The following is a 22,828-nucleotide window of genomic DNA, read 5'->3' on the forward strand; positions in this document are numbered from 1 at the left end:
ACAGGGTGGCCCCCCTTCTTTCACCGCGCCGGGCCGTCCGGGACGGGGCGGCCCGGGTTCTCCCCTCTCGCCACGCTGGGCTGTCCGAGGCGGGCCCCGCGTCCTTCCGGTTAGCCGCGCTGTGCCAGCCACAGCAGGGCGGCGCGGACGCGGCGGTTGTGTTCGGCGTCCGGGAGCAGCCCGAGCTTGCCGAAGATCGAGTTGATGTGGGTGTCGACCGTCCGTTCCGACAGCACCAGCCGTCGCGCGATGGCCTGGTTGGTCAGCCCCTGCGCGAGCAGCCCGAGCACCTCGCGCTCGCGGGCGCTGAGTGTGGTGCCGATCAGGTAGTGGTCGATGACCTGCGGGTCGATCGCGGTGCCGCCGCCGGCCACCCGCTCCACCACGGCCACGAACTCGGCCAGTTCCAGCACCCGGTCCTTGAGCAGGTACCCGAAGCGGGCCGGTCGGTCGGCGGCGAGCTTGAGGGCCAGCACCGGTTCGACGATGTGCGAGAGCACGACGACGGCCAGGTCGGGGAAGCGGCGACGCAGCACCAGCACCGCGGCGGCGCCCTCGTCGGTGAAGGTCGGCGGCATCCGCACGTCGGCGATCACCAGGTCGGGCCGGTGGGCGACGACCGCGTCGATGAGCCCGCCCGCGTCACCCGCCTCGGCCACCACCTCCATGCCGTGCTGGGCCAGCAGGCGGGCGATGGACTGCCGGAGCAGCACCAGATCCTCGGCGATCACGACCCGCACGACGGCACCAGCTCCTTCACGGTTGGGGTTGGGGTGGTCACGGCGGGCATGGGAGCGTCACCTCCAGGAGGGTGCCGCGCGGGTCGCGGTCGCTGACGACCAGGTGGCCGCCCGCGCTCCGGACTCGTTCGGCCAGTCCGCGCAGCCCGGTCCCGGCTCGCAGGTCCGCGCCGCCGCGCCCGTCGTCCTGGACGGTCACCGTCGCGCGTCCGGCCTCGACGCTCACCTCGACGCTGACGTTGTCGGCCGCCGCGTGCTTGAGGGCGTTGGTGACCGCCTCGCAGATGACCAGGTAGGCGACGGTCTCCACCGCGGCAGGCAGCCGCGCCTCGGGGACGTCGAGCCGGATCGGCAGGGGGATGCGGCCGGTCAGGTCGGTGAGTGCCGCCCGCAGGCCGCGGCGGCTGAGCAAATCGGGCGCCGAGCCTCCGGCCAGGGCGCGCAGTTCGCCGATGGCCGCGGTCAGGCTCTCGGCGGCGTCGGTGAGCAGCAGCCTGGCCTCGCCGCCGACGGTCTGCTCGGCCATCTTCAGGTCGAGCGCCAACGCCAGCAGCCGGCCCTGCACGCCGTCGTGCAGGTCGCGTTCGAGGCGAGTGCGCTCCTCGGTGACCGCCGCCTCGACGCGGGCGGCCTGGTCGCGCACCGCCACCTCCAGCACGGCCCGGTCGATCAGCGGCCCGAGCTCGGCCAGGCAACCGTCCAGGTCGGCGACCCCAACACCGAGGGCCAGGGCCGAATCTCCGAGGACCCGAGCCGGCCCGCCCAGCACCCGAGTCGGCTCGCCAGCCAGCTCAGCCGACCCGCCCAGCACCCGGGCCGACCCGCCGACCGACTCACCGACCACTCGGGCCGACTCCCCCAAGGGCACGCCCGCCTCCGGCTGTGGGGCGCCGTCGACGTCGGCCCAGCCGCGTTGCTCCGGGAGGCGGAGCAGCAGCCGCAGGTCCGGCTCGTCGAGGGCCTCGCGCAGGATCTCCTGCGCGCTGCGGGCCGGGCTCAGCCCGTCGCCACGCTCCCGAACCAGCCGGGCGGTCCGCGCCCGGACCGGGTCGGCGCGTAACAGCAGCTCGCGCAGGAGCCGGCGGCGCAGCGGGGTCAGCGCGGCGGCGATCAGCAGGGTGGCCAGCACCACGGGCAGCACCGCGTCCAGTTCGCCGCCGACGATGGCGCTGGCCGCGACCACCACCACCGCGAACGGCAGGCCGACCAGCACGGCCAGCAGCCGGGTCCAGCGTTCGGCGACCGGCCGCCGGGCCGGGCCGCCGAAGGCCTCGGCCAGGCCCAGCGCGGCCAGCACGAACGGCAGGCTGAACAGCACCGCCAGCCCCGCCTCGGCCACCTCGGCGCCGAGCACGCCCGACCAGTAGGCCATGAGCCCGGACAGCACGCAGAACAGGATCGTGCCGATCGGCGCGAGCGCGACCACCGCCACCATGAGCGCCCTCGAGCGCGCCTCGCCGCGGGCCCGCCGCACCGCCCGCCACATGATCACCGGTCCGGCCACCGCCCCGGCCATCCACGGCACCGGCAACATCCAGCCCCAGTCCTCGCCGGCCGGCCACACCGGCCGCAGGTCCTGGTACGGCTCGCCGACCGGCAGCAGGAGCCCGGCCAGCACGGTGAAGGCCGCCGAGTAGCCGAGCAGCACCCGCCCGGCCAGCACGCCGCGCCGCCCGACCACCCCGAGGCGTGCCCCGGCGGCGATGAGGCAGACCTGGAGCAGCGCGACCGGCAGGATGTACCCGGCGGTGTGCGCGATCACCACGAGCTGGGTGAGCGGGTCGCGCAGGCCGCGCAGGCCGCCGAACTCCACCGCCAGGGCGGTCGAGACCAGGTAGGCCAGCAGCGAGCCGGCGGTCGCCAGCAGCCACCGGCCGACCCGGCGCTCGCCCCGCCGTACCAGCCGGGTGCCGGACCGGGCGGCGAGCAGGGTGGCGACGGCCAGCGAGCCGACGAAGAACGGGTTGTCCCCGCCGTACCGGAACCCCTGGGCCCAGGCGCGCAGCGCCAGGCCCGCGGCGAGGGCCACGAGCAGGGGAAGCAGGACGGCGGCGGCCGGCCGCGCGAGCCTCATGCCCCGATGATGGCAGCGCCCGGGCCGGCCGGGAATCCGTGCCGGCACCGGGTTCAGGTGATGTCGCGGCGCAGGGTGGTGAGCGAGGCGAGCAGGCCGAACAGCAGCGCGTAGCCGAGCAGCAGCAGGGCTCCGGCCCAGGCGGGCAGCAGGTAGCCGAGGTCGATCATGGAGCCGGGGTCGATACCGGGGTTGGTGAGGGCGGAGGCGGCGCCCTGCGGGGTCCAGCGGCCGATCGGCTGCAGCAGCGGGATGGCGTTGACGAGCTGCTCGATGACGTAGATCCAGACGGCGAGGGAGACGATGGCGGCGATCTGGTTGCGCATGAGCGAGCCGACGCCGATGCCGAGCAGGGTGTAGAGCGCCAGTGCGGCCAGGCCGCCGCCGATCACCCGGGGCACGCCCTCGTCGAGCAGGTGGAGTTCGCCGCCGGACAGCAGCACCGCCGGGATGATCCCGAGCGCGAACAGCAGCAGGATCGCCACCCCGAACAGCAGGCCGACCAGCACGCCCGCGCCGAGCTTGGCGGCCACGACCCGTTCGCGTCTCGGCGTGGTGAGCAGCGTGGTGGTGATCGTCTGGTAGCGGTACTCGGTGGTGACCATGGTCGCGCCCAGGATGGCGACGATGATCGAGCCGGTGACCGCCTGCCCCCAGGCGAGGCGCTGGAAGGCGGGGGTGTCACGGGCGGGGAAGACCGGCGGGGCGCCCTCCTCGGGCGAGACCCCCGCGAAGCCGATCACCGCGCCGAGCGAGATGCTCAGATAGAGCAGCACCACCAGTAGCATGATCCACCACAGCCGGGTGGTGAAGAGCTTGAGCAATTCGGCCCGGACGAGCTTCACGGCCGCTCCTCGGTCAGTTCCAGGAAGACCTTCTGCAGGTCGCTCCGCTCGCGGAGCAACTCGGTGACGACGGCGCGCGCTTCCAGGGCGGTGCGGCCGACCGTCTCGGCGTCCAGCCCGCGCACCCGCAGCAGGCCGTCGCCGTCGGGCTCGACGCGCCCGCCGGCCGCTTCGAGCGCGGCGGCGAAGGGGCCGGGGTCGAGCGCGCGCACGCGGAGCGGCGCCTCGTCGCCCTCGGCGGTGAGCTCGGCGAGGCTGCCCTGGCGGACCAGCCGGCCGCGGGCGATGATGACCACGTTGTCGACGGTCTGCTCCACCTCGGCCAGCACGTGGCTGGAGACCAGCACGGCGGCGCCCTGCTCGTGCGCGAGGAATCGCAGGAAGCCGCGCAGCCACTGGATGCCGGAGGGGTCGAGGCCGTTGGCGGGCTCGTCGAGGATGTAGACCTTGGGCCGGCCGAGCAGCGCGGTGGCCAGGCCGAGGCGCTGGCGCATGCCCATGGAGAAGCCGCCGACGCGCTTGCCCGCCACGTCGGCGAGGCCGACCTGTTCCAGGGCCTCCTGCGCGCGGGCGAGGGGCAGGCCGGCGGCGGTGCAGATGACCTTGAGGTGGTTGGCCGCCGAGCGGCCGGGGTGGAAGTTGGTCGCCTCCAGCACCGCGCCCACCTCGGTGAGCGGGTCCTTGAGGTCGGCGTAGCGGCGGCCGCCGACCAGGGCGGCGCCGGAGTCGGCCCGGACCAGGCCGAGCAGGCAGCGCAGGGTGGTGGTCTTGCCGGCGCCGTTGGGGCCGAGGTAGCCGGTGATCGTGCCCGGCTGCACGGTGAAGCTCACATCGTCGACCGCCTTGACCGCCCCGAAGGTCTTGGCCAGGTTCGTGATCTCGATCGCGCTCATGGTGCGCCCGATTATTCGCGAAAGGTCGGGCGGGCGCCTCCTCCAGACGGAGGAGATCACAACCGGTAGACGCGGCGGGCGTTGCCCGAGCCGATCATGTGCGCCACCCGGGCGGCGTCGGCGACGGCCCACTCACCCTCGGCCAGCCGCCGGTGCACCGCCCTGGCCAGTCCCCGGCGGAAGTAGAGCGCGCCCAGGTGGCAGTTCTCGGCGACGCCGTAGCAGTCGGAGCTGAACATCTGCTTGTGGAAGGGCACCAGCTCCAGCATCTCCTCGATCACCCGGGCGCTGCCGCCGGCGGTGTAGGTGAGCGCGAGCCCGAGGTCGACGTAGACGTGCGGGTAGACGGCGGCCAGGTAGGCGGCCTGGCGGTGGAAGGGGTAGCAGTGCAGCAGCACGATCGGCACGTTGAGCGGCTGCAGCGCGCGGACGAAGACGGTCATCCTGGCCGGGTCGGCGCGGTGCAGCTCCACGTCGGGGTCGCCGAAGCCGGTGTGGAACTGCAGCGGCAGCCCTCGCTCGCGGGCCACGTCGACCGCGGCCCAGAGCAGGTGGCGCAGCAGCACCGGGTCGGTCAGCCGGGCCGCCGGGTCGGCCAGGCGGCGGTTGGCGGCGGCGATCACCGCGCCGCGGCTGGGCCGGGCGGGGTCGAAGTCGAGGCCGTGGCGGTAGGCGATGACCGTCTTGAGCGCCACCGCGCGGGCGGCGCGGGCCGACAGCTCCTCGGCCAGGCCGTCCATGTAGTCGACCGCGAGCGCCGCCGCCTCGGCGACGTCCTGCTCGATCTGCTCGACGCGCACGATCTCGTCGGCCGCGGCGCCGCCGTGCCGGCCCATCTCGGCGGCGGTCAGCAGGTCGGGCTCCTCCACACCGGTGTCGACCAGGAAGGCCACCACCCCGGCCGCCTCCAGCAGCCGCCGGTTGACCTCGCTCGCGCCGAGCTCGGCGCGGCGGGCCAGGTAGACCGCGGGCGAGGCGTGCGGCTCCAGGCCCAGGACCGGGGCGCACCAGCGGCGGATCGCCACGCCGATCGGGGTGTCGAAGTGGGTGGTGCCGGGCGGCGCGGGGCTGGCGGCCTCGGTGATCTGCAGCTCGAACTGGGCGCGGGTCAGGTCGTCCCGGCGCACCCCGTGGCAGTGGTGATCGACCAGTGGTGCCAGGAGGGCGTCACGCACCGCGTCGGGCAGGTCTACGGGGAGCATGCGCCCGACTCTAGGGGCTGTCCCCGCCGGGCGCCGCCGCCTTCCCGGACTGTCCCGATCTGCGTTCGGGCCGATCTTGGGGTACGGCGGAGCATGCCGTACCTTTCGGTCACGCGGCGGGTGCGGGGCCGGTCAGACCGAGGCCAGCCCGGCGATGACGAGGAGCCCGCCCGCCACGGTCACCACCCAGCCGAAGGCCGCCCACGCGCGCCGCCGCCGCGAGCCGAGCCAGTAGGCCAGCACGTACGGCAGGAAGCCCCCGCACAGCACCCCGGTGGCCGGCACGGTGAGCGCGCCGAGCACCCCGGCAACCCCGGCCTTGACGGCCCGGTCGCCCTCGGGCGCGAGCTGGGCGGGGAAGCTCTCGCCCGCCTCGCTGTCCGGGGAGGCGTCCACCGCCACGGCGGGACCGCCCCCGGCAGGCTGGAAGGAGCCCTTGCAGTCGTAGCGTCCCTGCCCCAGGGCCTGGCAGGACAGCACGGTGAGGGTGCCGGGCGTGCCGGTGAGCCCGCGGGCGAGCTGCAGTTCGCTCCAGCCGAGCACGAGCGGCGCGACGACGAGCACCACCCAGAGCAGCACGAGGATGACCTTGCCGGCCCGGCCGGGGTCGTGTCCCGGCCGGGGAGCGGGCTGGAACGCGTCCACAATCTCCGTCATAACGGCTAATAGTGGGACGTTCGGCTTGGAAACGACTTGCGAGTCACTCCTTGCCGGCGAACCGGTCGGTCGCGGTGACCAGGGCGTCGGTGATCCCCGGCTCGACGTAGGCGTGCCCGGCGTCGGCGATGAGGTGGAACTCCGCCTCCGGCCAGGCCCGGTGCAGGTCCCAGGCGGTGGCCACCGGGGTGCACATGTCGTAGCGGCCCTGGACGATCACGGCGGGGATGTGCCGGATCTTGTCGATGTCGCGCAGGAGCTGCTCGTCCTCGAAGAAGCCGCCGTTGACGAAGTAGTGGTTCTCGATGCGCGCGAAGGAGACGGCGTAGTCGTCGTCCTGGTAGGTGGCGATGAGGTCGGGGTCGGGCACCAGGGTGATCGTCGAGCCCTCCCACACGCTCCACGCCCGGGCGGCGGGCAGCCGTACCGCGGGGTCGGGGTCGTTGAGCCGGCGGTGGAAGGCCGACAGCAGGTCGTGCCGCTCCTCCTCCGGGATCGGCTCCAGGTAGCGCTCCCACAGGTCCGGGTAGACCAGCGAGGCGCCCTCCTCGTAGAACCAGTGCAGCTCGAACGGGCGCAGCATGAAGATGCCGCGCAGCACCAGCTCGGTGACGCGGTCCGGGTGGGTCTGGGCGTAGGCGAGGGAGAGCGCGCTGCCCCAGGAGCCGCCGAAGACCTGCCAGCGCTCGACCTCGAGCTCCTCGCGGAGCGACTCCATGTCGGCGACCAGGTTCCAGGTGGTGTTGTGCTCCAGCGAGACCGCCGGGTCGCTGGCGTGCGGCCGGCTGCGGCCGCAGTTGCGCTGGTCGAACAGGATGATCCGGTAGCGCTCCGGGTCGAACTGCCGGCGGTGGCCGGGGCCGCAGCCGCCGCCCGGCCCGCCGTGCACCATCACGACCGGCTTGCCCTCGGGATTGCCGCACACCTCCCAGTAGATCTCGTTGCCGTCGCCGGTCTGGAGCAGGCCGGCGTCATGGGGTTCGATCGGTGGGTAGAGCGTTCTCATGGAGAAGTAATATGCCACCGCTTGCCCACCCTCCGGACCTCGCCACGAGGGTCGCGCGCTTTGCGGTGATCTCCGATACAGTGAGCGCTCCCACCCGCGAAAATGCCCGCTGGGCTGGGATGTTTCCCTCCACACCCCTTTGTCGCGAAAGCACGTGATGCGTCTCGCACTTGTCAGCAGAACCCGGCTCAGCGCCACCGCCAGCCGGATCGCCCAGACCGCCCGCACCCGCGGCTGGGACGTGCAGATCGTCGGCGACCCCGCCACGATCACCCAGGTCGGCGCCACCCCCGCCACCACCCCCGACGTCGTCTACAGCAGGATCCTGGGCACCGAAGGCGACCTGGTCCACCTGCTCTACCTGCAACGCCAGCTCGAACGCCGGGGCATCCCGGTGGTCAACCCCGCCGCCGCCGTGGAGAGCGCCGTCAGCAAGGCGCGCCAGGCGGCGATCTTCACCGAGCACGGCCTGCCTCACCCGCAGACCTGTGTGATCACGCCTTTCGCCGATCCCGCCGAGCTGGGTGCGCTGCTCGGCTTCCCGCTCGTCCTCAAACCCGACGCCGGGCTGGGCGGCGGCGGGGTGGTCAAGGCCGACGAGGCCGCGGCGCTGGGCGCGCTGCTGGTCGAGAAGGCCCTGGCCGGCCAGTGGCTGGGCGTGGCCCAGCGCATGGTGCCGGAAGCGTGGGCCAGCCTGCGGCTGGTCGTCGTCGGCGGCCGGGTGGTGGCGTGCATGCAGCGCCGCGCCGCGGCCGGTGAGTGGCGCAGCAACGTGGCCCAGGGCGCGACCGCGGTCCCGGTCGAGCCCACCGACGCCGAGGTGGACCTGGCCGTGCTGGCCGCGGCCACCCTCGGGCTGGACGTGGCCGGCGTGGACGTCATCCGCGCCGCCGAGGGGCCGCTGGTGCTGGAGGTCAACTGCTCGCCCGGCCTGGTGGCCACCGAGCAGGCGACCGGGGTGCCGGTGTGCGAGCTGATCCTCGACATGGTCGAGGAGCGGGCCGCGGTGCTGCTCGGCTGAGCCGCGCCGCAGCTCGGGCCGGCCCGGTCACCGCTCAGGCGGGACCGGGCCGGTCCGCGTTCAGCGGCGGGTCAGCCGCAGCACGTTGGCGATGATCTTGGCGCCCGCGCCGCCCTCGGCGGTGAGGATGGACTCGGGGTGGAACTGCACGCCGAAGCGCCGGTTGGCGGCGTCCTCGATGGCCATGACGTTCCCGTCCGGGGTGAAGGCGGTGGGGGTGAAGCCCCGCACGCCGTGCTCCTTGGCGTGCACGGAGTGGTAGCGGGCGGCGACGAACTCGGCGGGCAGGCCGTCGAGCAGCGCCGAGTCGCCCAGCCGGGAGACCTGGCCGCGCTTGCCGTGCTCGGGGTAGTCGAGCAGGTCGAGCGTGCCGCCGGCGTGCTCGACCATGGCCTGCAGGCCGAGGCAGACGCCGAAGACGGGCAGCTCGCGCCGGTAGACCTCGTCGATCAGCGCGGCCATGCCGAAGTCGGTCGGCCAGCCGGGGCCGGGCGACAGGACCACCAGGTCGGGCGCGAGGGAGTCGAGCAGGTCGGGCGGGAAGCCGTGCCGCAGCGTGGTGACCTCGGCGCCCTGCTGGCGGAAGTAGTCGGCCAGCGTGTTGACGAAGGAGTCCTCGTGGTCGACGAGCAGCACCTTCATGCCGAGCCCCGGCCGCTCGGCGACGACCGGCTCGGCGACGGCGGCCGGGTGGTTGACCGCTTCGAGCGCGGCCAGCAGGGCGCTGGCCTTGAGCTCGGTCTCGCGCTCCTCGGCCTCGGGGTCGGAGTCGAACAGCAGCGTCGCCCCGGCGCGTACGGTGGCCACGCCGTCCTTGATCTGGGCGGTGCGCAGGGTCAGGCCGGTGTTCATGGAGCCGTCGAAGCCGATGAAGCCGATGGCTCCGCCGTACCAGCGGCGGGTGGTCTCCTCGTGGTCCTCGATGAACTGCATGGCCCAGGTCTTGGGCGCGCCGGTGACGGTGACCGCCCACATGTGGGTGAGGAAGGCGTCGAGGGCGTCGAACTCGGGGCGCAGCCGGCCCTCGATGTGGTCGACGGTGTGGATCAGCCGGGAGTAGAGCTCGATCTGGCGGCGGCCGATGACCTGGACGCTGCCGGGGACGCAGATGCGCGACTTGTCGTTGCGGTCCACGTCGGTGCACATGGTCAGCTCCGACTCCTCCTTCACGCTGGACAGGAGGGTGCGGATGGCCTCGGCGTCCTCGACCGGGTTGCTGCCACGGGCGATGGTGCCGGAGATGGGGCAGGTCTCGACGCGGTCGCCGCTGACGCGGACGTACATCTCGGGCGAGGCGCCGACGAGGTGCTCGCCCTCGCCCAGCGAGATGATGAACTCGTAGGGCGCCGGGTTGGAGACGCGCAGCGAGCGGTAGAAGGCCGACGGGTCGGCGCAGAGGCCGTGGAAGACCTGGCCGGGGACGACCTCGAACAGGTCGCCGCGCTTGAACTTCTCCTTGGCCGCGGCCACGACGGTGGCGTAGGTGCCGCGCACCGGGTTCGGCGGGACCTCGGCGGGCACGACGGGCTCGGCGCTGTCGCCGTCGCGGGGCAGGCCGCTGGTGGCGCGGCCGTCGACGGTGAACTCGTAGCGGTACTCGACGCTGGTCTCGCGCTGGCGGTCGATGACGACCAGCCGGTCGGGCAGGTGGAGCACCAGGTCGCGCTGGTCGGCGGGGCGCTCCAGCTCGTGCCGGATCGGCTCGAACTGGAAGGCCAGGTCGTAGCCGAAGGCGCCGTAGAGCCCGAGGTGCGGGTCGTCGCCCTTGAAGGCGGCCAGCACCTCGCGCAACGCGCTGAAGACGGTCGGGCGGCGGCTGCGCATCTCCTCGGGCAGCAGCTCCTCCGACTCCGGCACGTGCACCTCGACGAAGGTGTCGGTGGGCTCCGAGACCGGCTTGCCGGCGGCCAGCAGGCAGGAGGCCACCACCGGGAGCACCACCTTGCCGCGCTCGTTGAGCGCCCTGGCGTGGATGCGCCGGCCCTTGGCCACCAGCTCCAGGCAGGGGTCGACGTAGCCGAAGGCCCAGCGGCTGTAGCGGCCCGGGTAGTCCATGCCCGAGGAGAACGCCCCGCCGCGCCGCGTCCCCAGCGCGGTCACGATCTCCTCGAGCGCCGCCTCCGGGACCTCACGCGCCTGGCGTTCGACCCGCACGCCCCCGGCGGTGGTATATCCGCTCGTCTCCACCATCTGCCCCTATTCACCGATAAAGCCCCGGGGGCAGGCACAGGAAAGGCCGCCATCCGGGGCGGCCGTCCGTCGTGAATGCGAATGTCTCGCGCCGCCTAGGAGCGGCGCCACCACTGACTCTGCGGTCGGATTCGCATGCGCCAAGACTAGCCCCGGCGGCGCCCCGCCCGCAACGAGGCTACGCCGGGGCCGGGGCGTCATCCGCCGGAGATCGGCGACAGCTCGGGACGTTTGGGGTCGACGCCGTCGCCCGAGGAGCGGCCGTTGAGCCGGCGGGTGATCCACGGGGTCAGGTGCATGCGGGCCCACTCCAGGTCGGCGCGGCGGGCGTGCGTCCACTGGCGGGGCGGCAGGTAGGGGTAGGGCAGCCGCCAGTCCTCCGCCACCTCCAGGCCCACGACCTCGGCGGCGCGCAGGGCGACGCGGCGGTGGCCGTCGGGGCTGAGGTGCAGCCGGTCCTCGCTCCAGGCGCGCTGGTCGCGGAAGACGGTCATCGGCCACAGGTCGACCAGCAGGGTGTCGTAGCGCCGGGCGATGTCGTGGATGTGCAGGTTGTACAGCTCGATCTTGCTGTGCGCGAGCCGCATGACCGGCACGTGCCGCAGGTCGAAGCCGGTGAACAGCAGCACCTGCGAGCCGGCCTCGCGCAGGGCGGCGACGCCCTGCTCCAGCCATCGGGCGACCTGTTCCACCCGGACGCCCGGCCGGATGATGTCGTTGCCGCCCGCGCAGAGCGAGACCAGGTCGGCGCCGGCGGTGACCGCGGGCGGCACCTGCTCGCGCACGATCTCCTCGATGAGCTTGCCGCGGACGGCGAGGTTGGCGTAGCGCAGGCCCGGTTGCGCCGCCTCGATGTGCTCGGCGAGCCGGTCGGCCCAGCCGCGGAAGCGGTCGGGCCCGCCGTCGTCGAGCCCTTCGGTGAAGCTGTCCCCTAGGGCGATGTAAGAGGTGATTCGTCCCATGACCGGATAGTTTGCCAAGGAGGCCACACCCTACGCGACCGTAATAAAGCGCCCAGACGTCCGGGGACCCCGGCCTATCGGGCCTTCGGCGCGATCTGTTACCTGTAGGGAATGCGTTACCGTGTGCGAGTCCATCGAGACCTGCCGGTGCCGATGCCCGACGGCGTCACCCTGCTGGCCGACCGCTACGTGCCGGTCGGCGCCGAGCGCGCGCCGGTGATCCTCATCCGCTCCCCGTACGGCAGGCGAGGCGCGTTCGGCTGGGCCTTCGGCCGCGGCTTCGCCCGCAACGGCTTCCAGGTCGTGATGCAGAGCTGCCGGGGCAGCTTCGGCTCAGGCGGCCGGCTCGACCCGCTGGGCGACGAGCACGACGACGGGCTGGCCACCGTCGAGTGGCTGCGCCGGCAGAGCTGGTACGGCGGAGCCTTCGCCACCTTCGGCCCCTCCTACCTCGGCTACACCCAGTGGGCCATCGCGCCCTACGCCGGCCCGGAGCTGAAGGCGATGGCGGTGCAGATCAGCGCCTCGCAGTTCCGCGACGCCGCCTACCTGGGCGGGGCCTTCGCGCTGGAGTCGACGCTGAGCTGGACCACGCTGACCAACGCGATGGCCCGCCGGTTCGGCGCGACGGCGATCTTCACCGCGCCGCGGCTGGCCCGGCGCGCGGTGCTGTCGGGCCGGCCGGTGGAGGAGCTCGACCTGGTCTCGGCGGGGCAGCCACTGGCGTTCTACCGTGACCTGCTCGGCCATCACGCCGACCCGGCCGTGCCGTACTGGGACAAGCGGGACTTCTCCGCGCGGGTGGGCGAGGTGAGCGCGCCGGTCACCCTGGTCGGCGGGTGGTACGACGTGTTCATCCCCTGGCAGTTGCGCGACTACCTGGCGCTGCGGGCGGCCGGGCACCGGCCGCAGCTCACCATCGGCCCGTGGTACCACGTGGACATGCGGCACGGCCGGGTGTCGATGCTCGACGCGCTGGCCTGGTTCCGCGCCCATCTGCTGGGCGACCCGTCCGGGCTGCGGGAGCAGCCGGTGCGGCTGCACATCACCGGCGCGGGCGAGTGGCGCGACTACCCCGACTGGCCGGTGCCGGGCATGCGGGCCGAGCGCTGGCACCTGCGGGAGGGGTTCGGGCTGGGCCCTGAGGCGCCGCAGCAGGACGGGACCGACCGCTACCGCTACCATCCGGCGCACCCGACGCCGGTGATCGGCGGGCCGGTGCTGCTGGTCGCCTCGCTCCCGCGCGACCAGCGGCGGCTGGAGGCGCGGCGGGACGTGCTGGTCTACAGCAGCCGGGCGCTGCGCGCCGACCTGGAGGCGATCGGGCCGGTGAGCGCGCAGGTGTGGGTGCGGTCGAGCACGCCGTACGTGGACCTGGTGGTGCGGCTGTGCGACGTGCAGCCGGACGGCGCCTCGCTGAACGTGTGCGAGGGCGTGCGCCGGCTGACCCCGGCCGAACCGGCCGACGCCGACGGCTGGCGGCGGGTCGAGGTGGAGCTGTGGCCGATCGGGCACCGGTTCCGGCGCGGCCACCGGCTGCGGGTGCACGTGGCCGGCGGGGCCTATCCCACCATCGCCCGCAACTTCGGCACCGGCGGCTGGTCGTCGGAGGGGATGGTCCCGGCCGACGTGGAGATCTCGCGCTCGCCGGAGCACCCGTCGGCGCTCCTGCTGCCGGTCGTGGGGTGAGCCGCGACCGTTGACCGCAGACCCTGACGCCGTTCGCCGCGGAGAGTAGACCGTTCGGCGATCGGTGACCCGTCCGAAACGTGCGCGTCCCTACAGTGGCCAGGTCCGGCCCGCCGTGAGGAGTGCGCATGACCAGTGAGAAACCACCGGTCAGGAGCGACCGCAGCCCGTGGAACTGGCTGCTTCTCCTGCCGATCGCCGTCCCCCTGCTGCCGTTCCTGTACAACGCGGACGAGCCCCGCCTCCTGGGCTTCCCGCTGTTCTACTGGCTCCAGCTCGCCTTCATCCTGCTGGGCGTGGTCTCGACCACCCTCGTCTACCGGATGACGCGATGAGCGAGCACATCGTCGAGATCGTCATCTTCACCGCGCTGTTCGTGCTGGTCAGCGCCATGGGCTTCGTGGCCGCGCGCTGGCGCAGGCCCGCCGACCTGGCCAGCCTCAACGAGTGGGGCCTGGGCGGGCGCAACTTCGGCTCGTGGATCACCTGGTTCCTGGTCGGCGGCGACCTCTACACCGCCTACACCTTCGTCGCCGTGCCGGCGCTGCTGTTCGGGGCGGGCGCCACCGGGTTCTTCGCCGTGCCGTACACGGTGATCGTCTACCCGCTGGTGTTCCTGGTGCTGATCCGGCTCTGGTCGGTCTCGCACGTGCACAGCCTGGTCACGCCGGCCGACTTCGTGCGGGTGCGCTTCGGCTCGCCGACGCTGGCGCTGCTGGTGGCGATCACCGGGATCGTGGCGACGATGCCCTACATCGCGCTCCAGCTCGTCGGCATCGAGGCGGTGCTGACCACGATGGGCGTGCAGGGCGCGGGCTTCCTCAGCGACCTGCCGCTGATCATCGCCTTCGTGATCCTGGCCGCCTACACCTACCAGTCGGGCCTGCGCGCCCCGGCGCTGATCGCCTTCGTCAAGGACGTGCTGATCTACATCGTGATCCTGGTCGCGGTGATCTACATCCCGGCGCGGCTCGGCGGCTGGGACGTCATCTTCGGCCGGGCGCAGGAGAAGTTCGCCGCCTCGCCCGCGCCCGGCGACGGCATCCTGCTCAACGCCGGCAACCAGCTCAACTACATCACCCTCGCGCTGGGCTCGGCCCTGGCGCTGTTCCTGTACCCGCACAGCATCACCGGCGTGCTCGCGGCCAAGAACCGCAACGTGATCAAGCGGAACATGTCGGCGCTGCCCGCCTACAGCCTGCTGCTGGGCCTGATCGCGCTGCTCGGCTACATGGCCATCGCGGCCGGGGTCAAGCCGAGTGTGGGCGAGAACGGCAAGCCGCTGACCAACACGGTGGTGCCGAACCTGTTCGACGCGGTCTTCCCCGACTGGTTCGCCGGCGTGGCCTTCGCCGCGGTCGGCATCGGCGCGCTGGTGCCCGCGGCGATCATGTCGATCGCGGCGGCCAACCTGTTCACCCGCAACATCTACCGGGAGTACCTGAACAAGGACGCCACCGACGCCCAGGAGGCGAACGTCAGCAAGATCACCTCGCTGGTGGTCAAGGTGGGCGCGGTCCTGTTCATCCTGCTGATCGACCCGCAGTTCTCCATCGACCTGCAGCTCATCGGCGGCGTGATCATCCTGCAGACGCTGCCGAGCGTGGCGATCGGCCTGTTCACCCGCTGGTTCCACAAGGCCGGGCTGATCGCCGGGTGGGTGGCCGGCATGGGCACGGGCATGGTGCTGCTCTACAACATCTCCAACCCGGCCATCGACCACGCGCACTTCGGCGGCTCGGCCTTCCCGCTGGAGAAGCTGGGCCTCGACACCAAGATGACGATCTACGCCGGCTTCCTGGCGATCATCGTCAACCTGGTCGTGGCCGTGCTGGGCACCTGGCTGGCGCGCGCGTTGAAGGTCCCGGACGGGCCGGACGGCACGCGGCCCGACCACTACACCGCCGACGAGGGCGACCCGCGGATCAAGGATCTCGACCTGTCCGGTTCCACCTGATGGGACAAATTAGTCCAAACCGTAATATTCCCGACACTAGGGATTAAATCTCCCGAACGTTACTCTGCTCCGAACGATCCCCCCTGGCAGGGGCCCTGCACCGGGCCCCTGCCCCCGTCTTTCGGAGACTCGATGACCCCCCGGGAAACCCGGACCGATCGCAGTCCATGGAACTGGCTGTTGTTCCTGCCGATCGTGGTCCCGCTGCTGACGTTCCTGTTCAACGCCGACGAGCCCCGCCTGTTCGGCTTCCCGCTCTTCTACTGGCTGCAGCTCGCCTTCATCGCCCTCGGCGTGACCGTCACCACGATCGTCTACAGGAAGACCAAATGATCAGCACCGAGCTCGTCATCTTCGTGCTGCTGTTCGCGGTGGTGAGCGGCATGGGCTTCGTGGCGGCGCGCTGGCGCAAGCCCGAGAACATCGAGAGCCTCAACGAGTGGGGCCTGGGCGGGCGCAACTTCGGCTCGTGGATCACCTGGTTCCTGGTGGGCGGCGACCTCTACACCGCCTACACCTTCGTCGCCGTCCCGGCCCTGGTCTTCGGCGCGGGCGCGCTCGGCTTCTACGCCGTGCCGTACACGGTCGTGATCTACCCGATGGTGTTCGTGGTGCTGACCCGCCTGTGGTCGGTCTCGCACGTGCACGGCTTCGTGACCCCGGCCGACTTCGTGCGCGCCCGCTTCGGCTCGCCGCTGCTGGCCCTGGTGATCGCGATCACCGGCCTGATCGCGACGATGCCCTACATCGCGCTGCAGCTCGTCGGCATCGAGGCCGTGCTGCAGTCGATGGGCCTGACCGGCACCGGCTTCTGGAGCCACCTGCCGATCATCATCGCCTTCGCCATCCTGGCCGCCTACACCTACCAGTCGGGCCTGCGCGCCCCGGCGCTCATCGCCTTCGTCAAGGACAGCCTGATCTACATCGTGATCCTGGTCGCGGTGATCTACATCCCGATCAAGCTGGGCGGCTGGGGCGAGATCTTCGGCGCCGCGGCCAAGAAGTTCGAGGCCTCCCCCGCGCCCGGTGACGGCATCCTGCTCAACGCCGGCAACCAGCTCCAGTACATCACCCTGGCCTTCGGCTCGGCACTGGCGCTCTTCCTCTACCCGCACAGCCTCACCGGTGTGCTGGCGGCCAAGAACCGCAACGTGATCAAGCGGAACATGTCCGCGCTGCCCGCCTACAGCCTGCTGCTCGGCCTGATCGCGCTGCTCGGCTACATGGCCATCGCGGCCGGGGTCAAGCCGACGGTCGTGGACGGCAAGCCGGTCGGCAACACCATCGTCCCGAACCTGTTCGACCAGATGTTCCCCGACTGGTTCGCCGGCGTGGCCTTCGCCGCCATCGGCATCGGCGCGCTCGTGCCCGCGGCGATCATGTCGATCGCGGCGGCCAACCTGTTCACCCGCAACATCTACCGCGAGTACCTCAACAAGGACGCCACCGACGCCCAGGAGGCCAAGGTCTCCAAGCTGGTGTCGCTGGTGGTCAAAGTCGGCGCGGTGCTGTGCATCCTCCTGCTCGACCCGCAGTTCTCCATCGACCTGCAGCTCATCGGCGGCGTCATCATGCTCCAGACGCTCCCGGCCGTGGCGCTCGGGCTCTACACCCGCTGGTTCCACAAGGGCGGCCTGCTGGCCGGCTGGGCGCTCGGGCTCGGCTCCGGCCTGTGGATGCTCTACACGATCCCGAACCCGGCCAGCGGCAAGCAGCACTTCGGCGGCTCGGCCTTCTCGCTGGGCACCCTCGGCTTCGACACCAAGACGACGGTCTACGCCGGCATCCTGGCGCTCGCCGTCAACCTGATCGTGGCCGCGCTGGTCACCGTGGTGCTGCGCGCGCTCAACGTGGCCGACGGCGTCGACGCCACCAAGCGCGACGAGTACTTCGCCGACGAGGGCGACCCGCGGGTCAAGGACCTCGACCTGTCGGCTCCGAGCTCCGAGGGCCGGCCGCACCCGAAGGCGACGAGCTGACTGACCCCTGGTCCTCAGCCGGTACGGCAGGCGGTCAGGCCAGGTAGCCGGGGTTGGCGACCTCCAGCTTGGCCCGGACCGCCCGCCGTACCAGCTCGGTGACCTCGGGACCGTCGAGCTCGCCGGAGCGGATCGCGGCGGCCAGCCCGGCGTCGTCGGCCACGCCCAGCGCGGCCAGCCGGACGGCGTGCTCGGCCGCCTGTTCCGGGCCCAGCAGCAGCTCGCGCTCGACCATGGCGAGCACGTTGATCGCGACCCGGGTGTGGAAGCGCACCCGGCCCTCGACGGCGGGCAGGACGTCGCTGCCGAGGAAGTCGCGCACCGCGGCCACGAGCTCGGCGGCGGTGGGGGCGTCGTGAGGCGTCATACCGAAGATTGTTCCAATTCCCGTTGACCTCGCAACGGATCTGGCGTGAGATCCGCACATGAGCTTCTCCGTCCCCGACCGTGTCCGGCCCGTCCGCGAGGCGGTGCTGGGCTTCGTGACCGAACGCGTCGAACCCGCCGAACCCGCCCTGCACGCCGCCGACGCCGACACGCTGCGCGAGCTGCAGGAGGCGGCCAAGAAGGAGGGCCTGTGGGCCCTCGGCCACCCTCGCGAGCTGGGCGGCGGCGGGCTGGGCTTCCTCGACTACGTCTACGTCAACGAGGTGCAGGGCCGCAGCGAGTACGGCCAGCTCGCCCTGGGCACCTTCACCCTCCAGGACTCGCTGATGCTGCACGAGCACGCCTCGGCCGAGCAGCGCGAGCGCTACCTGGGGCCGCTGGTGCGCGGCGACATCTGGCCCAGCTTCGCGATGACCGAACCGGCCGTCTCCAGCAGCGACCCCACCCAGCTCCGCACCGAGGCGGTCCTCGACGGGGACGAATGGGTGATCAACGGGCACAAGTGGTTCACCACCGGCGCCTCGCGGGCCGCGTACACGACGGTCATGTGCCGCACCGAGCAGGACGCGCCGCCCCACCGCTCCTTCTCGATGATCCTCGTGCCGACCGACACCCCCGGCTACCGCATCGTGCGCGAGACGCCGGTGCTCGGGCTGTCCGGCGGGCACTGCGAGGTGCGTTACGAGGACGTGCGGGTGCCGGCCGGCAACCTGCTCGGCCCGCGCGGGGAGGGCTTCGTCATCGCCCAGCGGCGGCTCGGGCCCGGGCGCATCTTCCACTGCATGCGCTGGCTCGGGCAGGCCCAGCGGGCCTTCGACCTGATGTGCCGCCGGCTGCACGACCGCACCGCCTTCGGCCAGCCGCTCGGCGCCAAGCAGCTCATGCGCCAGCACGTCTTCGACTCCTACACCGAGATCCAGGCCGCGCGGCTGCTCACGCTGCAGGCCGCGCACGCCATCGACGCCGGCTCCGACGCGCGGGTCGAGATCGGCGCGATCAAGGTCGTCGGGGCGCGGATGCTGCACAACGTCATCGACCGGGCCATCCAGGTGTACGGCGCGGCGGGCCTGACGCCCGACACGCCCCTGGACCGGATGTACCGGCACGCCCGGGCCGGCCGCATCTACGACGGGCCGGACGAGGTGCACGTGGACTCGGTCGGGCGGCGCCTGCTGGGCGCCTACGCGGCGGGCGGGAGCTGGGAGTTCGCCGGGTGAGCGCGGTCGCGGAGTCAGTCGTCGAGGCGGTGGCCGGCGAGGTCTTCGGCGGCTCGGCCACCGTCGAGCGGGCCGTCCAGCTGTCCGGCGGCGCCTCCCGGGAGACCTGGGCGCTGGACGTCGCCGAGCCGTCCGGGACCCGCCACGAGCTCGTCCTGCGGCTGGACACCCCCGCGCTCACCCTCGGGCCGGGCGCCGACCTGTTCGCCGAGGCGACCCTCCTGCGCACCGCCGCCGCCACCGGAGTCCCCGTGCCCCGCGTGCACGCCACCGGCGCCACCCCGCAGGGCGGCCGGCCGTACATCCTGATGGAGCGGGTGGAGGGCGAGACCATCCCCCGGAGGATCCTGCGCGAGGAGGCCTACGCCCCCGCACGGAAGGTGCTGGCCGCCCAGTGCGGCCAGGTGCTGGCCGCGATCCACCGCATGCCGCCGGAGAGCGCGCCCGCGATGGAGCAGGACGACCCGCTGCGGCAGTGGCGCGACGTGCTCGACCTGACCGGCCAGCCGCATCCCGCCTTCGAGCTGGCCTTCCGCCGCCTGGCCGAGACCCGGCCGCCGCGGGGCCGCACGACGCTGGTGCACGGCGACTTCCGCAACGGCAACCTGATCGTCGGCCCGGAGGGCCTGCGCGCGGTCCTGGACTGGGAGCTGGCCCACCCCGGCGACCCGCTGGAGGACCTGGGCTGGTTGTGCGTGAAGGCGTGGCGGTTCGGGGCCGGCCCGCCGGTGGGCGGGTTCGGCGGCTACGACGAGCTGGTCGCCGCCTACGAGCGGGCCGGAGGCGGCCCGGTGGACCGCGCGGCGCTGGCCTGGTGGGAGCGCTTCGGCACGCTGAAGTGGGGGATCATCTGCGTCATGCAGGCGATGCGGCACCTGAGCGGCGCGAGCCCCTCGGTGGAGCTGGCCGCGATCGGCCGCCGGGTCTGCGAGACGGAGTGGGACCTGCTGTCCTGAGCTCGTGCGGGCCGGGATCAGGCGGGCCAGGATCAGGCGGGCAGGGGTCAAGCGGGCCGGGATCAGGCGGGCAGGGCGGCGGCGATCGCGGCGGACAGGGCCTCGGCGACCGCGGTCCGCTCGACCTCCTGGTGGTCGAGCCACCAGTCGCCGGTCGTCTGCACCATGCCGACGAAGGCGTGCCCGAGCACCTGCGCCCGCACCGGATCGGCCACCACCCCCTCGGCGGCCAGCAGCGCGGCCAGCTCCTCGCCGAGCCCGCGGACCAGGGCGCTCATGTGCGAGCGGGTCCGCGGGTCCTCCGCGCCGGCCCGGTGGAACAGGAAGCGGTAGAGCGTGTGGTTGGCCGAGATCAGCCCGAGGTAGACGCCGATCGCCTCGCGGGTCCGCTCGCGCAACGACGAACCGGGCCGGGCGAGCTCGGGCCGCAGCAGCCCCAGGACGGTCCGGACGTGCCGGTCGGCGAGCGCCTCGTACAGGCCGCTCTTGTCGCCGAAGTGCCGGTAGAGGATCGGCTTGGTGATCCCCGCCTCGGCGGCGATGGCCGCCATGGAGACCTCGTGCCCGTCGCGCAGGATGACCCGGTCGGCCGCGTCCAGCAGGGATCTGCGCCGGTCGGGGCTGCGTCCGCTGATCATCTGGTCAGGATAACGAGGCGGACGTAGATTCGAATCATGAGCAACGGCACCGGCCCTGGAGCGATCACCCCCGACGGTTCCCCCGTGGAGTTCTACCTGTTGCTGGACGCCAGGCACGAGGCGGAGGTGATCGCCGGGGTGGTCCCGCCCGGCGGCCGCCTGCTGGAGCTCGGCTGCGGCGTCGGGCGCGTCACCCACTCCCTGGTCGAGCGCGGTTTCGACGTGGTGGCGGTGGACGAGTCCCCCGAGATGCTCGCGCACGTGCGCGGGGCGCGCACGGTCGAGGCGCGCGTGCAGGAGCTCGACCTCGGCGAGCGGTTCGACGGCGTGGTCCTGGCCTCGTTCCTGCTCAACACCCCGGACGACGCGTTGCGGCAGGACTTCCTGGGCGCCTGCGCCCGGCACCTGGCGCCGGGCGGCTCGCTGCTGGCCGAGTGGCAGCCCTACGAGGCGCACGAGCGGTGGGAGGCCCACGGCCACTCGCGCACCGACGGCGAGATCACCGTGAGCATGGCCCGGGTGGAGCGGGTCCGGCCCGACCGGCTCGCGGTGACCATGCGCTACACGCACCGCGATCGGGCGTGGACGCAGTCGTTCGAGTCGCGGCAGTTCACCGACGAGGAGCTCGCCGCCGAGCTGGCGCGGGCCGGCCTGGTCCTCGACCGGTTCCTGACCGAGGACCGCACCTGGCTGCGGGCGGTGGCCGCCTAGTAGCCGAGGCCGTGGCCGAAGGGGTAGAGCGGGTCCTCGGTGTCGCCCGGCACGTCCGAGCGGCTCGCCTCGACCGCGGCCATCGAGCGCGGCAGCTCGTACGGCAGGCGTCCCCGTGGCGCGGCCCGCCCGAACACCACGTCGAGGAAGGCCTCGTCGCTCGCCCCGTAGTCGCCCAGCACCGCGGCGCTCGCGGCGTCGATCTCCGGGAAGACCGCGGGCCGTTCCAGGTAGATCCCGACCACGGTCGGCACGGCGTCCTGGACGGCCCGCAGCCGGGCGATCTCGGCCTCGGGGAAGGCGAGGCTGCCGGCGTGGAAGAACGCCTCGAACCCGCCCTCGCGGGGCTCGTACGGCGCGGCCAGCCGGACGAGGGCGACGTCGGCCTCGCCCGGCCGTTCCACGACCTTGCCGTAGGCCGAGGCGGCCTGCGCGTCCACGCCCTCGACGTAGAGCCGCACCCCCTCGGCCAGCGGCAGCGGCCCGTTCTTGAGCAGCGTCAGCGAGGCCCGCTGCGCGTCCAGCCCGGCGGCGGCGAAGTCGGGCCGGCCGACGATCTCCTCGGCCCGGTCCGGGTCGACGAACCGGTGGTCGAACAGGCCGAGCACGAACTTCTCGCGCAGGATCCGCCGCAGCGAGACGTCGATCCGCGCCTCAGATATCCGGCCCGACTCCAGGAGCTCCACGATCAGCTCGGGGCAGGCCTCACCGCCGAACTGGTCGACCCCGGCGTCCAGGGCCTTGAGCGCGCGCTCCGGGGGCGTCAGGTGCTCCACGCCCCAGGCGCGGGCGGGCATGGCCTGTCCCATGATCTCGGCGTCGGTCAGCAGCCCCCAGTCGGTGCAGACGATGCCGTCGAAGCCGTAGCGCTCGCGCAGCAGGCCGGTGATGACGCCGTGGTTGAAGCCGAAGCCGACCTCCTCGTGCCCGGTGCCGACCGGCATGCCGTAGTAGGGCATGATCTGGCTGGTGCCGGCCTCGAAGGCGGCTTCGAAGGGCTTGAGGTGGTAGTCGAAGCGGCCGCCGGGGTAGACCTGCTCGCGGCCGTAGGGGAAGTGCGGGTCCTCGCCGTCCTTCTGCGGGCCGCCGCCGGGGAAGTGCTTGGTCATGCAGGCGACGCTGTCCGGGCCGAGCCGCTCGCCCTGGAAGCCGCGGATGTAGGCGCGCACCAGGCGCGAGGTGAGCTCGGCGTCCTGGCCGAAGGTGGCGTTGACGCGCGCCCAGCGGGGCTCGGTGGCCAGGTCGATCTGCGGGTGCAGCGCCACCCGGATGCCGACCGCGAGGTACTCCCGGCGGGCGATGCCGGCGAAGGTCTCGACCAGGTCCTCCTCGCCGATGGCGGCCAGGCCGGTGGACTCGGGCCACTGCGAGAAGGGCCCGGCGAGGATGGCGGCGCCCGGGTTGTGGGAGAAGGAGTGGCGCGGGTCGGTGGAGAAGGTCACCGGGATGCCGAGCCGGGTGGCCAGGGCCTGCTCCTGGGCGGCGTTGTGCCACTCGGCCATCTCGCGGGGCGCGGCGCCGCCGAGCACGTTGAAGTGGCTCATGAGCTGGTCGCCGATCAGCTCCACCGGCCGGCCGCACAGGGCGATGGTGTGGAAGAGCTGGCCCGCCTTCTCCTGCGGCGTCATCCGGCTGATCAGGTCGTCGACCCTGGCCGCCACGGGGCGGCCGGGATCCTGGTACGGATTCATGCTTATACGTATA

The 22,828-nt window shown here is 72.6% G+C and carries 21 protein-coding genes; 9 read left to right on the forward strand and 12 right to left on the reverse strand.

The window, feature by feature from the left end:
* Positions 1 to 110: 110 nt before the first annotated feature.
* From AB0I67_RS30085 to pip, 7 genes are all read right to left on the reverse strand, one after another.
* Entirely contained in the window at positions 111 to 740 is a 630-nt protein-coding gene (locus AB0I67_RS30085) for a response regulator transcription factor (protein WP_357930104.1), read from the reverse strand.
* Positions 741 to 777: 37 nt separating this feature from the next.
* On the reverse strand, positions 778 to 2,814 hold the full coding sequence (locus AB0I67_RS30090) for an ATP-binding protein (protein WP_357930107.1): 2,037 nt from the start codon (positions 2,812 to 2,814) through the stop codon (positions 778 to 780).
* 53 nt (positions 2,815 to 2,867) lie between these two features.
* Positions 2,868 to 3,659, reverse strand: a complete 792-nt coding sequence (locus AB0I67_RS30095) for an ABC transporter permease (protein ID WP_357930110.1) — start codon at positions 3,657 to 3,659, stop codon at positions 2,868 to 2,870.
* The gene (locus AB0I67_RS30100; protein WP_357930112.1) at positions 3,656 to 4,552 is read right to left on the reverse strand and encodes an ATP-binding cassette domain-containing protein; all 897 of its coding nucleotides are present in this window, start codon (positions 4,550 to 4,552) and stop codon (positions 3,656 to 3,658) included. Before AB0I67_RS30100 ends, AB0I67_RS30095 begins: the two co-directional genes overlap by 4 nt.
* A gap of 56 nt (positions 4,553 to 4,608) precedes the next feature.
* Positions 4,609 to 5,754, reverse strand: a complete 1,146-nt coding sequence (locus AB0I67_RS30105) for an amidohydrolase family protein (RefSeq protein ID WP_357930115.1) — start codon at positions 5,752 to 5,754, stop codon at positions 4,609 to 4,611.
* 132 nt (positions 5,755 to 5,886) lie between these two features.
* A complete protein-coding gene (locus AB0I67_RS30110) occupies positions 5,887 to 6,411 on the reverse strand; it encodes a hypothetical protein (protein WP_357930118.1) in 525 nt (174 codons plus the stop codon).
* Positions 6,412 to 6,454: 43 nt separating this feature from the next.
* On the reverse strand, positions 6,455 to 7,417 hold the full coding sequence (pip, locus tag AB0I67_RS30115) for a prolyl aminopeptidase (RefSeq protein ID WP_357930121.1): 963 nt from the start codon (positions 7,415 to 7,417) through the stop codon (positions 6,455 to 6,457).
* Between the two features lie 157 nt (positions 7,418 to 7,574).
* On the opposite strand from pip, the gene AB0I67_RS30120 reads away from it, so the two are divergent.
* The gene (locus AB0I67_RS30120) at positions 7,575 to 8,438 is read left to right on the forward strand and encodes a RimK family alpha-L-glutamate ligase (protein WP_357930124.1); all 864 of its coding nucleotides are present in this window, start codon (positions 7,575 to 7,577) and stop codon (positions 8,436 to 8,438) included.
* 60 nt (positions 8,439 to 8,498) lie between these two features.
* Here AB0I67_RS30120 and AB0I67_RS30125 read toward each other — a convergent pair whose 3' ends face one another.
* Positions 8,499 to 10,628 carry an anthranilate synthase component I gene (locus AB0I67_RS30125; RefSeq protein WP_357930126.1) on the reverse strand — a complete coding sequence of 710 codons (2,130 nt, stop codon included), beginning with the start codon at positions 10,626 to 10,628 and terminating at the stop codon, positions 8,499 to 8,501.
* A gap of 197 nt (positions 10,629 to 10,825) precedes the next feature.
* Positions 10,826 to 11,590, reverse strand: coding sequence for an SGNH/GDSL hydrolase family protein (locus AB0I67_RS30130; RefSeq protein WP_357930129.1), 765 nt, complete (start codon positions 11,588 to 11,590; stop codon positions 10,826 to 10,828).
* A 123-nt stretch (positions 11,591 to 11,713) separates the two neighbouring features.
* On the opposite strand from AB0I67_RS30130, the gene AB0I67_RS30135 reads away from it, so the two are divergent.
* The 5 genes from AB0I67_RS30135 to mctP (AB0I67_RS30155) all read left to right on the forward strand — a co-directional run bounded on the left by AB0I67_RS30135 (position 11,714) and on the right by mctP (AB0I67_RS30155) (position 17,215).
* Positions 11,714 to 13,279 (forward strand): CocE/NonD family hydrolase, encoded by a 1,566-nt coding sequence (locus AB0I67_RS30135; RefSeq protein ID WP_357930132.1) that lies wholly within the window; start codon positions 11,714 to 11,716, stop codon positions 13,277 to 13,279.
* Positions 13,280 to 13,407: 128 nt separating this feature from the next.
* On the forward strand, positions 13,408 to 13,614 hold the full coding sequence (locus tag AB0I67_RS30140) for a DUF3311 domain-containing protein (RefSeq protein WP_357930135.1): 207 nt from the start codon (positions 13,408 to 13,410) through the stop codon (positions 13,612 to 13,614).
* The gene (gene mctP / locus AB0I67_RS30145) at positions 13,611 to 15,236 is read left to right on the forward strand and encodes a monocarboxylate uptake permease MctP (RefSeq protein ID WP_357930138.1); all 1,626 of its coding nucleotides are present in this window, start codon (positions 13,611 to 13,613) and stop codon (positions 15,234 to 15,236) included. Before AB0I67_RS30140 ends, mctP (AB0I67_RS30145) begins: the two co-directional genes overlap by 4 nt.
* Positions 15,237 to 15,368: 132 nt before the next feature.
* Complete coding sequence (locus AB0I67_RS30150) at positions 15,369 to 15,569, forward strand: DUF3311 domain-containing protein (protein WP_357930140.1); 201 nt, start codon at positions 15,369 to 15,371, stop codon at positions 15,567 to 15,569.
* Positions 15,566 to 17,215 carry a monocarboxylate uptake permease MctP gene (mctP, locus tag AB0I67_RS30155; protein WP_357930143.1) on the forward strand — a complete coding sequence of 550 codons (1,650 nt, stop codon included), beginning with the start codon at positions 15,566 to 15,568 and terminating at the stop codon, positions 17,213 to 17,215. The genes AB0I67_RS30150 and mctP (AB0I67_RS30155) overlap by 4 nt, the downstream gene beginning before the upstream one ends.
* Before the next feature lie 34 nt (positions 17,216 to 17,249).
* On the opposite strand, the gene AB0I67_RS30160 is transcribed toward mctP (AB0I67_RS30155), so the two are convergent.
* On the reverse strand, positions 17,250 to 17,582 hold the full coding sequence (locus AB0I67_RS30160) for a DUF6285 domain-containing protein (RefSeq protein ID WP_357930146.1): 333 nt from the start codon (positions 17,580 to 17,582) through the stop codon (positions 17,250 to 17,252).
* A 58-nt stretch (positions 17,583 to 17,640) separates the two neighbouring features.
* On the opposite strand from AB0I67_RS30160, the gene AB0I67_RS30165 reads away from it, so the two are divergent.
* Together AB0I67_RS30165 and AB0I67_RS30170 are read left to right on the forward strand one after the other, a co-directional pair.
* A complete protein-coding gene (locus AB0I67_RS30165) occupies positions 17,641 to 18,819 on the forward strand; it encodes an acyl-CoA dehydrogenase family protein (protein ID WP_357930149.1) in 1,179 nt (392 codons plus the stop codon).
* The gene (locus AB0I67_RS30170; RefSeq protein ID WP_357930152.1) at positions 18,816 to 19,775 is read left to right on the forward strand and encodes a phosphotransferase family protein; all 960 of its coding nucleotides are present in this window, start codon (positions 18,816 to 18,818) and stop codon (positions 19,773 to 19,775) included. The genes AB0I67_RS30165 and AB0I67_RS30170 overlap by 4 nt, the downstream gene beginning before the upstream one ends.
* Positions 19,776 to 19,837: 62 nt before the next feature.
* Here the strand turns inward: AB0I67_RS30170 and AB0I67_RS30175 are convergent, their stop codons facing one another.
* Positions 19,838 to 20,413: a TetR/AcrR family transcriptional regulator gene (locus tag AB0I67_RS30175; protein ID WP_357930155.1), complete on the reverse strand. Its 576-nt coding sequence runs from the start codon at positions 20,411 to 20,413 to the stop codon at positions 19,838 to 19,840.
* Between the two features lie 36 nt (positions 20,414 to 20,449).
* Between AB0I67_RS30175 and AB0I67_RS30180 the strand changes: the two genes are divergently transcribed.
* Positions 20,450 to 21,124: a class I SAM-dependent methyltransferase gene (locus tag AB0I67_RS30180; RefSeq protein WP_357930158.1), complete on the forward strand. Its 675-nt coding sequence runs from the start codon at positions 20,450 to 20,452 to the stop codon at positions 21,122 to 21,124.
* On the opposite strand, the gene AB0I67_RS30185 is transcribed toward AB0I67_RS30180, so the two are convergent.
* Positions 21,121 to 22,815, reverse strand: coding sequence for a glycoside hydrolase family 3 N-terminal domain-containing protein (locus AB0I67_RS30185; protein ID WP_357930160.1), 1,695 nt, complete (start codon positions 22,813 to 22,815; stop codon positions 21,121 to 21,123). The genes AB0I67_RS30180 and AB0I67_RS30185 overlap by 4 nt on opposite strands.
* Between the last annotated feature and the right edge of the window lie 13 nt (positions 22,816 to 22,828).

The organism is Nonomuraea sp. NPDC050310, from assembly GCF_040655795.1.
GTDB lineage: Bacteria > Actinomycetota > Actinomycetes > Streptosporangiales > Streptosporangiaceae > Nonomuraea.

Bases quoted from the DNA above. Each gene is read 5' to 3' on its own strand.
- AB0I67_RS30100 (WP_357930112.1), bottom strand. From the start codon at position 4,552: ATGAGCGCGATCGAGATCACGAACCTGGCCAAGACCTTCGGGGCGGTC.
- AB0I67_RS30160 (WP_357930146.1), bottom strand. From the start codon at position 17,582: ATGACGCCTCACGACGCCCCCACCGCCGCCGAGCTCGTGGCCGCGGTG.
- AB0I67_RS30185 (WP_357930160.1), bottom strand. From the start codon at position 22,815: ATGAATCCGTACCAGGATCCCGGCCGCCCCGTGGCGGCCAGGGTCGAC.
- AB0I67_RS30120 (WP_357930124.1), top strand. From the start codon at position 7,575: ATGCGTCTCGCACTTGTCAGCAGAACCCGGCTCAGCGCCACCGCCAGC.
- mctP (WP_357930143.1), top strand. From the start codon at position 15,566: ATGATCAGCACCGAGCTCGTCATCTTCGTGCTGCTGTTCGCGGTGGTG.
- AB0I67_RS30130 (WP_357930129.1), bottom strand. From the start codon at position 11,590: ATGGGACGAATCACCTCTTACATCGCCCTAGGGGACAGCTTCACCGAA.
- AB0I67_RS30105 (WP_357930115.1), bottom strand. From the start codon at position 5,754: ATGCTCCCCGTAGACCTGCCCGACGCGGTGCGTGACGCCCTCCTGGCA.
- AB0I67_RS30110 (WP_357930118.1), bottom strand. From the start codon at position 6,411: ATGACGGAGATTGTGGACGCGTTCCAGCCCGCTCCCCGGCCGGGACAC.
- AB0I67_RS30140 (WP_357930135.1), top strand. From the start codon at position 13,408: ATGACCAGTGAGAAACCACCGGTCAGGAGCGACCGCAGCCCGTGGAAC.
- AB0I67_RS30165 (WP_357930149.1), top strand. From the start codon at position 17,641: ATGAGCTTCTCCGTCCCCGACCGTGTCCGGCCCGTCCGCGAGGCGGTG.
- AB0I67_RS30125 (WP_357930126.1), bottom strand. From the start codon at position 10,628: ATGGTGGAGACGAGCGGATATACCACCGCCGGGGGCGTGCGGGTCGAA.
- pip (WP_357930121.1), bottom strand. From the start codon at position 7,417: ATGAGAACGCTCTACCCACCGATCGAACCCCATGACGCCGGCCTGCTC.
- AB0I67_RS30150 (WP_357930140.1), top strand. From the start codon at position 15,369: ATGACCCCCCGGGAAACCCGGACCGATCGCAGTCCATGGAACTGGCTG.
- AB0I67_RS30090 (WP_357930107.1), bottom strand. From the start codon at position 2,814: ATGAGGCTCGCGCGGCCGGCCGCCGCCGTCCTGCTTCCCCTGCTCGTG.
- AB0I67_RS30175 (WP_357930155.1), bottom strand. From the start codon at position 20,413: ATGATCAGCGGACGCAGCCCCGACCGGCGCAGATCCCTGCTGGACGCG.
- AB0I67_RS30180 (WP_357930158.1), top strand. From the start codon at position 20,450: ATGAGCAACGGCACCGGCCCTGGAGCGATCACCCCCGACGGTTCCCCC.
- mctP (WP_357930138.1), top strand. From the start codon at position 13,611: ATGAGCGAGCACATCGTCGAGATCGTCATCTTCACCGCGCTGTTCGTG.